This is a genomic window from Pseudomonas sp. 43NM1 (assembly GCF_002836905.1).
Taxonomy (GTDB): Bacteria; Pseudomonadota; Gammaproteobacteria; order Pseudomonadales; family Pseudomonadaceae; genus Aquipseudomonas; species Aquipseudomonas prosekii.
The window spans coordinates 58,884-74,274 of record NZ_MKGS01000047.1 but is presented as its reverse complement, the minus strand read 5'-3'; the positions used below and the strand labels follow the sequence as shown (position 1 = coordinate 74,274).

The following is a 15,391-nucleotide window of genomic DNA, read 5'->3' as shown; positions in this document are numbered from 1 at the left end:
GTCGAGGATCGTTGCAGACCGTCTCAATCAATCGTTTCCAGACGCAAGGCATCACCCAGCAGACTCAGCGCGGCGCCGAGATTGTGCTCGCCACTGAACGTGTGGCTGAGGCGCAGATGCTGCGCGTGCAGGCCTTGCAGACTGAACAGCTCGCCCGGCGCGATCACCACTTGCTGTTTAAGCAGGCGCTGGAACACCCGACGCACGTCCACCGGGCGCAGCGAACGGGCCCAGATCGTCGCGCCACCCTGCGGTTCTACCGGTTGCAACGCGTCGCCGACCTTTTCGTGCAACAACTGGATCATCTGCACTTGGCGATCTTTGAGTAGACGCCGCAGCACTTGCAGGTGTTGATCGATACGGCCATTGCTGTACAGCCGCGCGATGGCTTTCTGGCGGATCGGCGACAGGCGAAACGCACGCAGCAGGAAATAACGCTGCAATTCTTCACCGAGCTGGCGGGTCAGCAGATAACCGTAAGGCGCTTCCGGGCCGACGACTTTTTCAAAGGTCGAGACCACGATCAGTCGATCAGGATCGACCAGATCTCGGAATCTCAGCACTTCGCAGTTGAAACCCAGTTCGCCATAACAGTCGTTTTCCAATACCCAGCAGCCGTGCCGCGCCAGTAACTGGGCGATGGCCAGACGGTTGTCGTGCGGCATCTGGCTGCCTTGGGGCATGCTCAGGCCCGACGACAACATCACCAACCGGACCTTTTTGCTTTCCAGCACTTCCTGCAATTGCGCCACGTTAAGCGCGCCACATGCTTGCAGTGGCAACTCGATGACCCGCACATCCGCCGCTTCGAACAGACGCAAAATCACCCAATCGCACGGCGACTCGACCACCACACAGGCCTCTTTGAGTCGCAACACGGCGATCAGTATTTCCAGCACGCCGCGCAAATCGGCGCCGATGTACACCTCATCGGCATGCCAACACCGCGCCGGCGACGTGGTGTAGCGCGCCGCCAGAGCGATGCGCAGTTCCAGTTCGCCACAAGGTTGCGAGGCCGATGGCGGACGACGCGGATATTGCCGCAGCAGTTCGCGCTCAAGCATCAGCAGCGGACTATCGAGCGGCTGCAGCAACGCCGGCTCGTCGGCGCTGAGCACCAGCATGTCGGGGCGCCGCGCGTTGAAATAGACTGTTTCGAGCAAATCCTGACTATGGGACCGCATCCCCAGCGCCGCCATCGGCAGCGAGTAATAACCCGATTTGGCCACCGAGTAGACCCGCCCTTCCTTCTCCAATAATGAGTAGGCGTACTGAATGGTCGAGATCGACACATTCAGACGCAGGGACAATTGGCGCAACGAAGGCAGGCGAATGGACGTGCCGCAGTCCGGCCCATTGATCAAGTGCGTGAGGTATCGATAAACCGCCTGATAAGCAAAATCCGTTTCCCTGGGACCCTTCATCGTTGATGGCCGGGCACAGTGTGTGCGCGTAATCGAGCGTGTGTGGATCGGGCCAGTCCGCGCACCTTCAAAGCCCCGCTGACAATTCGCCGGTTGTCATCGCATCATCATCGCAAGCGTCATCGGCGACGTTTACTGCCTCAACCGTTACCGGGCGCATTTTATAGAGCGTGCCGATCAGGCGGACCGGCAAGCCGCTGACATCGACCATCCACTGCACCACCTGCTCCGGTGCCTGAAACCCTTGCATTGCCTTATGCAAATCGGGCATGGCCACGAGCATGCCGGGATGACAACTGCGCAGGAACTGCTCCAGCCCCGCGCCGCCATCGACGAAGGGCGCGAACAACAGACAGATCAGTTGCGCTTCGCTGAGACCAAGGGTTTTCTGCGCTTCGGTTGCCGCTTGCAAACGCCGTTCGGCCAGGGTGGCGGGATTACCGAAAGTGCTCAACGCCATTTCACAGATGCGTTCTGGCACCAGCTTGCGCCGCATCATCACCATGGCTCGCTGCAGATATTCGGCGACCCCGCTTTCGTAACTTTCCCCGGCCAGGTAGCACGCTTGCAGGCCATGCACGTGCGCGGCAATCGTCGGGCTGACGTAGTCGTTATCGCTCAAATGCGCGGCCATTTCATCGCACTGCACACCGAGAAACTCGGTAAACAGCGGCCAGCGCTCCTCGAGCTTGCCGACCAGCATGTCGTGGATATCAAGATGCGTGGCGCGGCGGCAGGCCTCAAAGCGTCCGACCGGACGCCACGGCGCACGCTGCTGATCGGCATAAAATCCGCGGAAATAGTCGCTGCCCAAGTCATCGAGCGCAGTGAACAACATCTCGAAACCGGCGGTGTTGTAGTTCAGCGTGGCAAGGTCAGCTTTTTGCGCCGCGCGTCGCAGGCCGTCGAGAAAGTGCTTCTGCTGACGTGGTGTGTCGCTGCTGATCAAGGCATCGACGCCGTTGTCCCACCGCGCAATTTGTCCGTAGAACTCACCCATTGCCAGGTAGCTGTCGTCCCACAGTTCCAGCGGCCCGTCCCAGCTGCGGCGATGGCCAACCATCAACAAATTCAGGCGATTGGTTTCGACGCCCGCCTCGGAGGTCGCTGCCTGATGATCAAACGGCTGCACTTCGCGGTCATCGACCATCAGCAGTTCGACCCGAGGATCGTCATAGAGGAACAACGCCGCGTTGCTTTTATGGATATTGTCCAGCGCTACAGTGCCGGTTGCGCTGGTGCGCAAGGTCGCCACGCGCAACTGAAAAGTCGCTGGCGCACGGCTGGCGATGTTCAATTGCGCGGCTCGCAGCAATGCCAGGGTGTAGCAGCTGTCGAGCGTGCCGGTTTGAATCGCCAACACCTTGAATTCACCGATGCGCTCTATGCCTCCGGCCGACACTACCAGGCGTTGAATCATCAGCTGCAAGGCAGTGCGCTCGGCCCGCGAAAAAAAACTCAGCAACCTTTGCAGTACTTGCTGGTAAACATAGTTCATTGCCTGATCGTGAATTGTGGTCATCAGTGTTTTACCTGGTATTCGGAAGTTCAGTGTCACGCAAACAGTGATAAAGACTGCGCGAACGATTCTCGGTGATGAAGTGCTGGGACCTTGTCATGAAATGCTAGCACTTAAGTTTTGGGTATTTATTTGAAATGTTTACACTCGATCTATATCAAAACGACAGCGACCTCCCCGCAAAGGCCCGCCCGGCAAGGCTGTCGAGATTTAGCACGACTTCCTAGGAAACTTCCGACAACGTCCCACAGACTTTGAGTACAAGAAATAGAGAAAGAAGACACGCTTATATGTTTCGCCAAAACGCGGTAGAGAGCTTCGCCACCGTTTAGCATTAACACGCACTGTTTAAGAACGACCAAACGCCCACTCATGACTCATTCCTTGAGATGAAAGTAATCATTCAATTATCAGTGCTTATATGATGATTAGAAGATACAGATGAAAAGCAAAAACCGGTTCAGTTGCTGAAACGTCACAGCCGAAAACGACGATGCCCTCGGTGCGGGGAGCACCGAGGGCATCGGGTCAGCGCTCAGCGGCCGTGATTTACGGGCGCTGATGGAGGGTTTTACGCAGGCTCGACCTGCAGGGCGACGCGTTCGCGGCATGGGCATTCGTCCATGTAGCGGTGCGCTTCAACGAACTCGGCAAACGGGAACACCCGAGTCTTGAGCGGCAGCAGCACGCGGTCGGCGGTCAGCTGGTTGATGTCGCGCAACGCTCGTTGCAGCGCCACGTGATCCTGGACAATGCCCAGCTCCGGTTTGCCGGTGAAGTTGCCGATGCAGTGAACGAAGAACTGAATGTTCTTCTGGAACGCTGCACACGCCGGGAATGGCGTCTGGTTGCCACCTTGCAAGCCGTACAACACGAGGCTGCCGCGCGGTGCCAGGACATCGCCGAGCAAAGACATCTGCGGGCCGCCGAGACCGTCGAACACCACATCGACGCCGCGGTTGTCGGTGATTTTGTTGATCTGCATGAGCAGATCCTGTTCTTCGGTGACGATGACTTTCTCGGCACCCAGGGACAACAGATTGTCGCGTTCCTCGGCGGACTTGGTCGCCGCGATCACTCGTACGCCCAAGGCTTTGCCCAGTTGTACGAAGGATGGCCCTGCGCAGTGGCTGGCGTCGGTGACCAAAGCAAACTGCCCTGGTTTGACCCGTGCCAGATCGACGTAGGCGAAATAGGCGATCAGCAGCGGCGTGTAATGCACGCTGGCCTCGATCGGGCTGAGCACGTCCGGGTAGCGGGTCAGTGCCGAGCGCGGCAGAACGATTTGTTCGCCGTAGACCGGATAATCGTTAGGGCTCTCGGCCGGGAAACTGGCGACTTTGTCACCGATCGCCAGGTCTTCGACACCGTCTCCGACGGCGGTGACGATACCGGCCATTTCATGGCCAAGCCCCGAAGGAAGACGAGCGTGGGACGACGCCAGGTTCTGGCGCCAGAGAATGTCATACCAGCTGATGCCGATTGCTTCGACGCGCACCTGCACTTCACCCGGTGCAGGCAGAGCGGCCGCATGCTCTTCGCATTTGAGCACCTCGGCTGGACCAAACTTGTGAAAACGGATCGTGCGGGACATCGCAAACCTCGTCAAAGTAACCTCTAATGCCACGAACTCTATCTGGGCTTTCCAGCCAAGACTATCAGTGGCTATTAATAGTCGACATGCCTGTCATTGATTCCGCAGCGCCGGCGACATCGTCAGAATGCCGTAAAAAACCGAAGCGGCAATTATGTGAAAAGTGAATTACACGGTGCAGAGTAGCAGCCTTTGCCCTTAATATTCATGCCGGCCATTGTTCTCATATGGCCGCCCACGTCAAGTTTGCTGACCCTGCCAGGACTCCAGATGAATCGTAATGACCTGCGTCGTGTCGACCTGAACCTGTTAATCGTATTCGAAACATTGATGCACGAACGCAGCGTGACCCGCGCCGCGGAAAAGCTGTTTCTCGGCCAACCCGCCATCAGTGCCGCGCTTTCGCGGCTGCGCGGGTTGTTTGACGACCCGCTGTTCGTGCGCACCGGCCGCAGCATGGAACCGTCGGCGCGGGCGGTAGAGATCTTCGCCCTGCTCTCCCCGGCGCTGGATTCGATTTCCACAGCGGTCAGCCGCGCGGCGGAATTCGACCCAGCGACCAGCACCGCAGTGTTTCGCATTGGCCTCTCGGATGACGTCGAGTTCGCCCTGCTGCCGATGCTGCTCAAGCGCCTGCGCGCGGAATCGCCCGGCATCGTCCTGGTGGTGCGCCGCGCCAACTACATCCTGATGCCAAGCCTGTTGGCTTCCGGCGAAATTTCCATCGGTGTCAGCTACACCGCCGACCTGCCGGCCAACGCCAAACGCAAAGTGCTGCGCCGCAGCATGCCGAAGCTGTTGCGTGCCGACACCGTGCCGGGGCCATTGAGCCTGGATGACTTCTGCGCGCGCCCACACGCGCTGGTGTCGTTCGCCGGCGACCTCAGCGGTTTTATCGATGAAGAATTGGAAAAACTCGGGCGCAAACGCCATGTCGTGCTCGCCGTGCCGCAGTTCAACGGCCTGAGCACGCTGATCAGCGGCACCGATATCGTCGCCACCGTGCCGGATTACACCGCCGAAGCATTGACCGCTGCCGGTGGCGTACGCGCGGAAGATCCGCCGCTGCCGGTGCGCAGTTTCGAGCTGCACATGGCATGGCGCGGGTCGCAGGATAACGATCCGGGCGAGCGTTGGTTGCGCTCGCGAATTCAGATGTTTTTTGGCGACCCGGACAGCCTTGGCTGAGTGCGCATTTTCAACGTTTGCAGGCGTCTGCCGACAGCAATGTCGGCCTATTCCCAGTCCTTGCACAGCTTGACCAGCTCGTCCACCACATACCGGACCTTGGGCCGCAGGTGCGAAACTTTCGGCCACACCGCGTGCACATCCACCGGTTCCGGTTCGTGGGCCTGCAACACCTCCACCAGTCTGCCAGCGTCGATATCCTGCTGAAACAGACTGCGCGGCATCTGGCACAAACCGACGCCCGCCACAGCGGCGAGGATCATTGCCTCGCCATCACCGATCTGATGGCTCGACGGCGGCGCATAGCGCACCGTTTGCCCCGCCTGCATCACTCGCCATGACAATGGTTGCCCGCGTCGATGCCCGACAATGCATCGATGCAGGATCAATTCGTCAAGAGTCTGCGGCACGCCAAAACGCGCCAGATAATCCGGTGCGGCGCAGATGGCCCAGCGCTGCCGGGTCAGGCGCCGCGCGACCAGGCCGCTGGTATCCTGCAATTCGCCGAAGCGCACAAGCAGGTCGATGCCCTCTTCGAAAGGATCGACCAAGTGATCGGAGAACGTCAGGTTCAGTTGCAGCGCCGGGTATTTATTGGCGATTTCAAACAGTAGCGGCGCCACCACGCGACGGCCGAACGCCACCGGAACGTCTACCCGCAGGCGCCCGGAAGGTTCGCCGGCGTCGGGGCCGAGCCCGCTTTCTGCCGCGCCGATTTCCTCCAGCGCGGTGGAGCAAGCAACAAAATAGGCCTCGCCGTCTGCCGTCAGGGAAATACGCCGCGTGGTGCGGTGGAACAGTTGTGTTCCCAGGCGTTCTTCGAGTCGTGCGATTGCTTTGCCGACGGCAGATTTCGACACACCGAGGCGCTCGGCGGCTTCGGTGAAACTGCTGGAACGTGCCGCGACTACGAAAGTAATAACGCCCTGAAACGAATCAATGGGAACCATGAAAAACGCCGACTGTAGAGTTTAGGTCTACGCAGATTATAGTTGCAGGCGGTTTATCGCCAAGTTATTCAACAGTAGGATGATTTCTCTCAAACAAATCAACGCTCAAGAGGATGACTCCATGCCCGTAATACGTGTCAGCTGGTTCGAAGGTAAAGAGCACGCGCAGAAAGCCGAAGTTGCCAAAGACATCACTGAGAGCATCGTCAAACACACCGGAACTGACGCCAACTATATCTACGTCATTTTCGAAGACGTGGCGCCGTCGGACTGGGCAGGCGCCGGTAAGTTGTTCGGCGATGACCCGGCAAGCTGAGGAAACTTCCATGCATCCCTATATTTCCTGCCTGTTTTCCCTGGCGGTAAAACCCGAAGACTTCCCTGAGTTCAAGGCGTTGATCGTCAACATCGTTGCCGCCACCCGCACTGAACCGGGCACTTTGGTCTACGAATACAGCGTCAACGCTGACAACAGCGTCGTGCACATTCTTGAACGCTACAACGCCGATGCGCTGATCAGCCACGTCGACACTACGTTCGCGCCGTTCGGCAAGCGCTTCCTTGAGCTGTGTACGGTCACCAGCCTGGTGGTCTACGGCACGCCGGATGCTGAAATCCGCAAACGTCTCGACCCGTTCGGCGCGGTGTACATGGCCCCGTTCGACGGTTTCGGCCGCTGAGCCAAGTACTCAAACAGGCTCGCCGATGTCCCGCGAGCCGCGTCCATTTTCCCTACTGCAGAGATCCCAATGTCTGGTATTGCTGAAGTTATCAAGTCGCGCATTTCCGCCAACAGCTACGACACCGAGCGTCAGTTGACCGACCAACAGATCAGCGACCTGATAGATCTGGCCACTCACGCGCCGTCCGCGTTCAACCTGCAAAACTGGAAGTTCATCGCCGTTCGCAGCACCGACGCCAAGGCGCGCCTGTTGCCACTGGCGTACGGCCAGCAAAAAGTCGTCGACTCGGCGGCGACCTTTATTGTCTGCGGCACGCTTAACCCGCATCAAACCCTGCCCGCCGCGCTGAAGCCGACCCTTGAGGCAGGCATCATCGACCAGTCGATCTACGACATGTGGCTGGGCGCCGCGCAAGGCATGTATCACAACAACCCGCAGTTGCAGCGCGACGAGGCAATCCGCTCGGGTTCGCTGGCCGCCATGACTTTGATGCTTGCCGCCAAGGGCCAGGGGCTGGTTTCCGCGCCGATGATCGGTTTCGACCAAGCCGCCGTGGCAGCGGCTTTCGAGCTGAATGACAGTGAGATCCCGGTGATGCTGATCACCGTCGGCTATCCGGGCTCGGCCAACTGGCCGCAAAAGCCACGCAAAGCCGTGAGTGAAGTATTGCGGTTCGTCTGAGAGTACCGGGCTGGGCGCCATTCACGACGCCCGGCCTTGCTGTTCCGCCAAGTTTGCGGTTAACGCCTCCCCTAATCCGGCCACCGGTCTTTACATGAGCTGGAACACCGACAACGAATCACCGTTGCTGGACAACTTCATTGCCATGCTCGATTTTGCCAAGTAGTTAGTTGCTATTGGCGACCAGCTAAGTCTGTCAGAGACCAGGAAATTGAATCGCTGATGACCACCGCACGCCCTGGAAAATAATTGAAAAATAATGCTAAAGCTTTTTTCAATTTCGCCGACAATGGGGCGGGTATTCAGCATTAGAAGTTAAGGATAACGATGACAATGGTTTTTTGTCGTGCATGCGCCAAGGAAATTCACGAGACCGCCCCTTCATGTCCCCAATGTGGAGCCATCCAACCATTTGCCGCCGCGGCAACTAGTGTTGGCGGTTCTGCGTGGCTGGCAATTGTCTCGCTGATATTGGGCGTGCTTTGCGTACTCTGCCTGTTTGATGATTCCGCATGGGATACCGAGACCGCTACCGGACTGGCTACCTTTTCCGTCGCCGGACTTATTTGCGGGATCATCAGCATCAACCAGAAAAAACCAGGAAATAACCTCGCTATCGCCGGCGTGATCTTGTCGGCGATTGCGACGCTAACTTTCATTGGACTATCGATAAACTAATTTTAGGGAAAAAATATGAGCATGGTTTTTTGTAGTGGTTGTGCCAAGGAAATTCACAGCACTGCGGCGGCCTGTCCGCAATGTGGCGCGCCGCAACTGAGCAAGCAAGCTTTCACCGCGCCGAACGCCGGTGCGCAAGGCAACCCTTATATTGAAGTGCTGAAAAAATATGCAGTGTTCAATGGCCGCGCAAGCCGTCGCGAATACTGGATGTTCATTCTGATCAACCTTGGCATCTCCATCGCGTTCATCGTTCTCGATGCATTGCTGCAGACACCGGGTATCTTTTCGAACATATACAGCCTCGCAGTGTTCCTGCCGGGTCTTGCAGCTGCTATCCGCCGCATGCACGACACCGATCGCAGCGGCTGGTGGATCTTGTTGCCAATCGTCAACATCGTGTTCCTGGCGCAAGACAGCCAGCCGGGTGTCAACCGCTTCGGTCCGAACCCTAAAGGGATCAACTGAAGTTAGTGTCGTGAGACGCTGATCGAGACGGCCGCAATGGCCGTCTCTTTGTCAGTGCAGTTGACCGATTGATCAGATACTTCTACTTTTGCGCATCAAGCAACACACTATTACTATCAGTCCAATTGATAGCACCCTAACGAAAGGCGCATGCTAGAGGGCTTTCGCCCCGCTTATATCATTCCGAATGATAGTTACCTTTGCCTCATTCGATTCGTGCGATACAACATCGCCGAGCATCATCCGCCCATCTCAATACATTGGCGGATGCATCCATGGAACAGTCACTCAAACATTTGCGCTTCCCGTTGGCCTTATTGGCCGTACTGGCGATGAGCGCTTGCGGCAAGACACCTGAGACTGCCGCCGCACCACCCGCTGCCAAGGTCAGCGTGGCCAAGGTGCTGGAGCAACCGGTCAACGAGTGGGACGAGTTCACCGGGCGTCTCGAAGCACCGGAAACCGTCGAAATCCGCCCACGGGTTTCCGGCCAGATCGATGAAGTGGCCTTCACTGAAGGCGCACTGGTCAAGAAAGGTGACGTACTGTTCCAGATTGACCCTCGTCCGTTCCAGGCCGAGGTCCGCCGCCTCGAAGCACTGGTTGCTCAGGCCCGCGCCAACGCCAATCGCAGCGAAAACGAAGCCCAGCGCGGTGAACGCCTGCGCACCAGCAACGCGATTTCCGCGGAACTGGCCGATTCGCGCACCAGCGCTTCGCAAGAAGCCCGCGCTGCCGTCGGCGCCCTGCAGGCGCAACTGGATCTGGCCAAACTGAACCTCAGCTTCACCCGCGTCACTTCGCCTATCAGCGGTCGCGTCAGCCGTGCGGAAATCACCGCCGGCAACCTGGTCACCGCCGACACCACCGCGCTGACCAGCGTCGTTTCCACCGACAAGGTCTACGCCTACTTCGACGCCGACGAGCGTGTATTCCTCAAATACACCCAACTCGCCCGTCAGGGTAAACGCGGCGCGACCACCCCGGTTTACCTCGGCCTGTCCAACGAAGACGGCAACCCGCACCAAGGCGTGATGAACTTCGTCGACAACCAGGTCAATCCGAAAACCGGCACCATTCGCGGTCGCGCGGTCTTCGACAACACCGATGGCGCCTACACCCCGGGCCTTTATGCGCGCCTGAAACTGGTTGGCAGCGGCACCTACTCCGCCGTGTTGATCAATGACGAAGCGGTCGGCACCGACCTCGGCAAGAAGTTCGTGCTGGTGATGGATGCGGACAACAAGACGGTTTACCGCTCGGTCGAGCTGGGTCCGAAGATCGAAGGCTTGCGCATCGTGCGCAGCGGCCTGAACAAGGACGACACCGTCATCGTCAAGGGTTTGCAGCGGGTTCGCCCGGGGTCGCCGGTCACGCCTGAAGTGATCCCGATGGCCACCAAGGAAACCCTCGCCGCATTGGCTCAACAACGACAAGCGCTGGAAGCCAGCAACCTGCCCCAAGTCGCACCTGCCAAGGTTGCGCCGGGTTCGGTTGTGAAAGTGGCTGCCGCGACTCCACGCGGTTAAGGGACGACAACTCCGATGAATTTTTCCCAATTCTTCATTTCCCGGCCGATCTTCGCAGCGGTACTTTCGCTGCTGATCCTGATCGCCGGTGCCATCTCGCTGTTCCAGTTGCCGATCAGCGAATACCCGGAAGTGGTGCCGCCGACCGTTGTGGTCCGCGCCAACTTCCCGGGTGCCAACCCTAAAGTCATCGGCGAAACCGTGGCCGCTCCGCTGGAGCAAGCCATTACCGGCGTCGAGAACATGCTGTACATGTCCTCGCAGTCGACCGCCGACGGCAAAATCACCCTGACTATCACTTTCGCGCTGGGCACTGACCTGGACAACGCGCAGGTGCAAGTGCAGAACCGCGTAACCCGCACCGAGCCGAAACTTCCCGAAGAAGTGACACGCATCGGTATCACCGTGGACAAGGCTTCTCCGGACCTGACCATGGTGGTCCACTTGACCTCGCCGGATCAGCGCTACGACATGCTCTACCTGTCCAACTATGCCTTGCTGAACATCAAGGATGAGTTGGCGCGTCTCGGCGGTGTCGGTGATGTGCAGTTGTTCGGCATGGGCGATTACTCGCTGCGGGTCTGGCTCGATCCGAACAAAACCGCCTCGCGTAACCTGACCGCGACCGATGTGGTGACCGCGATTCGTGAGCAGAACCGTCAGGTTGCTGCCGGTGCCCTGGGCGCGCCGCCTGCGCCAAACGCCACCAGTTTCCAATTGTCGGTCAACACTCAGGGGCGTCTGGTCTCCGAGGAAGAGTTTGAAAACATCATCATTCGCTCCGGCGACGACGGTGAAATCACTCGCCTGAAAGACATTGCACGGGTCGAACTCGGCTCCAGCCAATACGCCCTGCGTTCGTTGCTGAACAACCAACCGGCGGTGGCGATCCCGATCTTCCAGCGGCCGGGCTCCAACGCGATCCAGATCTCTAACGACGTGCGGGAGAAAATGGCCGAGCTGAAGAAGAACTTCCCGCAAGGCATGGACTTCAGCATCGTCTATGACCCGACGATCTTCGTGCGCGGCTCCATCGAGGCAGTGGTTCACACGCTGTTCGAAGCACTGATTCTGGTGGTTCTGGTCGTCATCCTGTTCCTGCAAACCTGGCGCGCCTCGATCATTCCATTGGTGGCGGTCCCGGTTTCGTTGATCGGTACATTTGCGGTGATGCACCTGTTCGGCTTCTCGCTGAACGCCCTGTCATTGTTCGGATTAGTGCTGGCTATCGGTATCGTGGTCGACGACGCCATCGTGGTAGTGGAGAACGTCGAGCGAAACATCGAACTCGGACTCACCCCGGTCGAAGCGACCAAACGGGCGATGCGTGAAGTAACCGGCCCGATTGTCGCCACGGCACTGGTGCTGTGTGCGGTGTTTATCCCGGCGGCGTTCATCTCCGGGTTGACCGGGCAGTTCTATAAACAGTTTGCGTTGACCATTGCGATTTCGACGGTGATCTCGGCGTTCAACTCGCTGACCCTGTCGCCAGCGCTGGCCGCTGTGTTGCTGAAAAGCCACGACGCGCCGAAAGACCGTTTCTCCAAGGTGCTGGACAAGCTCTTCGGTGGCTGGTTGTTCCGTCCGTTCAACCGCTTCTTCGAAAAGGCCAGTCATGGATATGTCGGCACGGTTGCTCGGGTCATCCGCAGCAGCGGTATCGCCCTGATCGTTTATGCCGGGCTGATGGTGCTGACCTTCTTCGGTTTCGCCAACACGCCGACCGGTTTTGTACCTGGCCAGGACAAGCAATACCTGGTGGCTTTCGCGCAGTTGCCGGACGCCTCGAGCCTTGACCGTACCGAAAGCGTGATCAAACGCATGTCCGACCTCGCGCTGAAGCAGCCGGGTGTGGAAAGTGCGGTGGCTTTCCCGGGCCTGTCGATCAACGGTTTCACCAACAGTCCGAACGCCGGCATCGTGTTTGTGACACTCAAGCCATTCGACGAACGTAAAGACGCCAGCATGTCGGCCGGTGCGATTGCCGGAGCTTTGAACGGCAAATTCGCCGGCATCGAAGAAGCCTACATGGCGATCTTCCCGCCGCCGCCGGTACAAGGCCTGGGCACCATTGGTGGTTTCCGTCTGCAGATCGAGGATCGGGGCAACCTGGGCTACGACGAGCTGTACAAAGAAACCATGAACATCATCAACAAGAGCCATAACGTGCCGGAACTGGCCGCGCTGTTCACCAGTTACACCGTGAACGTGCCGCAGGTCGATGCGGCTATCGACCGGGAAAAAGCCAAGACTCACGGCGTGGCGGTCAGCGACATCTTCGACACCCTGCAGATCTACCTGGGTTCGCTGTATGCCAACGACTTCAACCGTTTCGGTCGCACTTATCAGGTCAACGTTCAGGCTGAGCAGCAGTTCCGTCTCGAGCCGGACCAGATCGGTCAACTGAAAGTGCGTAACAACAAAGGCGAGATGATCCCGCTGGCGACCTTCATCAAGGTCAGCGACACCTCGGGCCCGGACCGCGTGATGCACTACAACGGCTTTATCACCGCTGAAATCAACGGTGCAGCGGCGCCAGGCTACAGCTCGGGCCAAGCGGAAAAAGCCATCGAGAAACTGCTCAAGGAAGAACTTCCGAACGGCATGACTTACGAATGGACCGACCTGACCTACCAGCAGATTCTGTCCGGCAACACCGCGTTGTTCGTGTTTCCGCTCTGCGTATTGCTGGCGTTCCTGGTACTCGCGGCGCAGTACGAGAGCTGGAGCCTGCCACTGGCGGTGATCCTGATCGTGCCGATGACCTTGCTTTCGGCGATTGTCGGGGTGATTGCCTCGGGCGGCGACAACAACATCTTTACCCAGATCGGCTTGATCGTACTGGTCGGACTTGCCTGTAAGAACGCGATTCTGATCGTCGAGTTTGCCAAGGATAAACAGGAAGAAGGACTCGGCCCGCTCGCTGCGGTGCTGGAAGCGTGCCGCTTGCGTCTGCGGCCAATTCTGATGACTTCCTTCGCGTTCATCATGGGTGTTGTGCCACTGGTCCTTTCCAGCGGTGCCGGTGCCGAAATGCGTCACGCCATGGGTGTGGCGGTGTTCTCCGGGATGCTCGGGGTGACCTTCTTCGGGCTGTTGCTGACGCCAGTGTTCTACGTACTGATTCGCAACTTTGTCGAGCGCAGCGAAGCGCGCAAAGCGGCCAAGGCGCTGACACTTGAAAAGCCACTGGAGTCGCATCAATGAGCCTGAAAGTCTTCCTGCCGAGCTTGCTGGTACTGGCGCTGAGCGCCTGTGCCGTCGGCCCGGACTATAAAACCCCAGCCACGGAGCCGGCCAACATCACGGCCGCCACCGATGGCGCCAGCGGTCAGAAGAACTATGACCGCTCGCGTTTCGAAGGCATCTGGTGGCAGCAGTTTGAAGACCCGACGCTGAACCAGTTGGTCATGCAATCGCTGCAAGGCAACCGTGATCTGCGTGTGGCTTTCGCTCGCTGGAAAGCCGCACGAGCGATTCGTGATGACGCCAGCAACGACGCGATGCCAACCATCACCAGCCGTGCCAGCAGTGATTTGGGCAAGGGGCAAATCCCTGGCCAAACGACCAAACGGGTCAATAGCGAACGCTACGACCTGGGCCTCGACATGGCGTGGGAACTGGACCTGTTCGGGCGCATCCAGCGCAATCTGGAATCCAGCGAAGCCGAGCAACAAGCGGCCGAGGCTGACCTGTATCAACTGCAAGTCAGCATGATCGCCGAACTGGTGGACGCCTACGGTCAACTGCGCGGTGCGCAACTGCGCGAAAAAATCGCCCTGGCCAACCTGAACAACCAGCAGGAATCGAGCAAGATCACCGTCAGCCTGCGTGATGCCGGCGTCGGCGATCAGCTCGACGTGGTCCGCGCCGATGCTCGTCTGGCCTCCGTCGAAGCCAGCGTGCCGCAATTGCAGGCTGAACAGGTTCGGCAGAAAAACCGCATCGCCACCCTGCTGGGTGAACGGCCGGACAAGCTCAGCGTCGACCTGAGCCCGAAAGATTTGCCGGCGATTGCCAAGGCTCTGCCGATCGGCGATCCGGGTGAGCTGCTGCAACGGCGCCCGGATATCCTCAGCGCCGAACGCCAATTGGCTTCCGCCACCGCCCGTATCGGCGTGGCCAAGGCTGATCTGTTCCCACGGGTCAGCCTCAGCGGCTTCCTTGGATTCACCGCCGGGCGCGGTTCGCAGATCGGCTCTTCGGCCGCCAATGCCTGGGCGCTAGGCCCAAGCATCACGTGGGCAGCGTTTGACCTCGGCAGCGTGCGCGCCCGTTTGCGCGGGGCCGACGCGGATGCCGAAGGCGCCTTGGCGACCTACGAGCAGCAAGTGCTGCTGGCGCTGGAAGAATCGGAAAACGCCTTCAGCGATTACGGCAAACGCCAGCAACGGCTGATTTCGCTGATCCGTCAGAGCGAGTCCAGCCGCGCCGCTGCCGACCTGGCACAGATTCGCTATCGCGAAGGCACGGCGGACTTCCTCGTGCTGCTCGACGCTCAGCGTGAACGTCTGGCCGCAGAGGATTCTCAGGCGCAGGCCGAAGTCGATTTGTATCGCGGCATTGTCGCGATCTACAAAGCGCTCGGTGGCGGCTGGCAGCCGGAGACGATCGCCAGCAAGTAATTGGTTTTTTAAAGAGCTCCTTTGGTTGGCCGCAACCAACCAACTTTTTGGC

13 protein-coding genes are annotated in these 15,391 nt (G+C 58.8%); 9 read left to right on the top strand and 4 right to left on the bottom strand.

Annotation, left to right across the window (positions count from 1 at the left end; all coding sequences use genetic code 11):
- Positions 1-23 precede the first annotated feature (23 nt).
- From BI292_RS06665 to BI292_RS06655, 3 genes are all read right to left on the bottom strand, one after another.
- Complete coding sequence (locus tag BI292_RS06665; protein WP_101207387.1) at positions 24-1,424, bottom strand: PLP-dependent aminotransferase family protein; 1,401 nt, start codon at positions 1,422-1,424, stop codon at positions 24-26.
- A 67-nt stretch (positions 1,425-1,491) separates the two neighbouring features.
- Entirely contained in the window at positions 1,492-2,946 is a 1,455-nt protein-coding gene (locus BI292_RS06660) for a hypothetical protein (protein WP_101207386.1), read from the bottom strand.
- Positions 2,947-3,514: 568 nt separating this feature from the next.
- Positions 3,515-4,537, bottom strand: coding sequence for a zinc-dependent alcohol dehydrogenase family protein (locus BI292_RS06655; RefSeq protein WP_092281046.1), 1,023 nt, complete (start codon positions 4,535-4,537; stop codon positions 3,515-3,517).
- A 270-nt stretch (positions 4,538-4,807) separates the two neighbouring features.
- On the opposite strand from BI292_RS06655, the gene BI292_RS06650 reads away from it, so the two are divergent.
- Positions 4,808-5,725 (top strand): LysR family transcriptional regulator, encoded by a 918-nt coding sequence (locus tag BI292_RS06650; RefSeq protein WP_092281044.1) that lies wholly within the window; start codon positions 4,808-4,810, stop codon positions 5,723-5,725.
- A 47-nt stretch (positions 5,726-5,772) separates the two neighbouring features.
- Here the strand turns inward: BI292_RS06650 and BI292_RS06645 are convergent, their stop codons facing one another.
- Positions 5,773-6,675 (bottom strand): LysR family transcriptional regulator, encoded by a 903-nt coding sequence (locus tag BI292_RS06645; protein WP_101207385.1) that lies wholly within the window; start codon positions 6,673-6,675, stop codon positions 5,773-5,775.
- A 121-nt stretch (positions 6,676-6,796) separates the two neighbouring features.
- On the opposite strand from BI292_RS06645, the gene BI292_RS06640 reads away from it, so the two are divergent.
- The 8 genes from BI292_RS06640 (at position 6,797) to BI292_RS06600 (ending at position 15,339) form a co-directional block, all read left to right on the top strand.
- Positions 6,797-6,991, top strand: coding sequence for a 4-oxalocrotonate tautomerase family protein (locus tag BI292_RS06640; protein WP_178076537.1), 195 nt, complete (start codon positions 6,797-6,799; stop codon positions 6,989-6,991).
- 10 nt (positions 6,992-7,001) lie between these two features.
- Entirely contained in the window at positions 7,002-7,355 is a 354-nt protein-coding gene (locus tag BI292_RS06635) for a putative quinol monooxygenase (RefSeq protein ID WP_178076536.1), read from the top strand.
- A 69-nt stretch (positions 7,356-7,424) separates the two neighbouring features.
- On the top strand, positions 7,425-8,039 hold the full coding sequence (locus BI292_RS06630) for a nitroreductase family protein (protein WP_101207382.1): 615 nt from the start codon (positions 7,425-7,427) through the stop codon (positions 8,037-8,039).
- A gap of 327 nt (positions 8,040-8,366) precedes the next feature.
- Positions 8,367-8,717 (top strand): DUF4190 domain-containing protein, encoded by a 351-nt coding sequence (locus BI292_RS06620; protein WP_092281032.1) that lies wholly within the window; start codon positions 8,367-8,369, stop codon positions 8,715-8,717.
- Positions 8,718-8,732: 15 nt separating this feature from the next.
- Complete coding sequence (locus tag BI292_RS06615; protein ID WP_101207381.1) at positions 8,733-9,185, top strand: DUF805 domain-containing protein; 453 nt, start codon at positions 8,733-8,735, stop codon at positions 9,183-9,185.
- 275 nt (positions 9,186-9,460) lie between these two features.
- Positions 9,461-10,714, top strand: a complete 1,254-nt coding sequence (gene mexE, locus BI292_RS06610; protein WP_101207380.1) for a multidrug efflux RND transporter periplasmic adaptor subunit MexE — start codon at positions 9,461-9,463, stop codon at positions 10,712-10,714.
- 15 nt (positions 10,715-10,729) lie between these two features.
- Positions 10,730-13,921 carry an efflux RND transporter permease subunit gene (locus tag BI292_RS06605; protein ID WP_092281026.1) on the top strand — a complete coding sequence of 1,064 codons (3,192 nt, stop codon included), beginning with the start codon at positions 10,730-10,732 and terminating at the stop codon, positions 13,919-13,921.
- Positions 13,918-15,339, top strand: a complete 1,422-nt coding sequence (locus BI292_RS06600) for an efflux transporter outer membrane subunit (RefSeq protein ID WP_092281024.1) — start codon at positions 13,918-13,920, stop codon at positions 15,337-15,339. Before BI292_RS06605 ends, BI292_RS06600 begins: the two co-directional genes overlap by 4 nt.
- Positions 15,340-15,391: the final 52 nt, after the last annotated feature.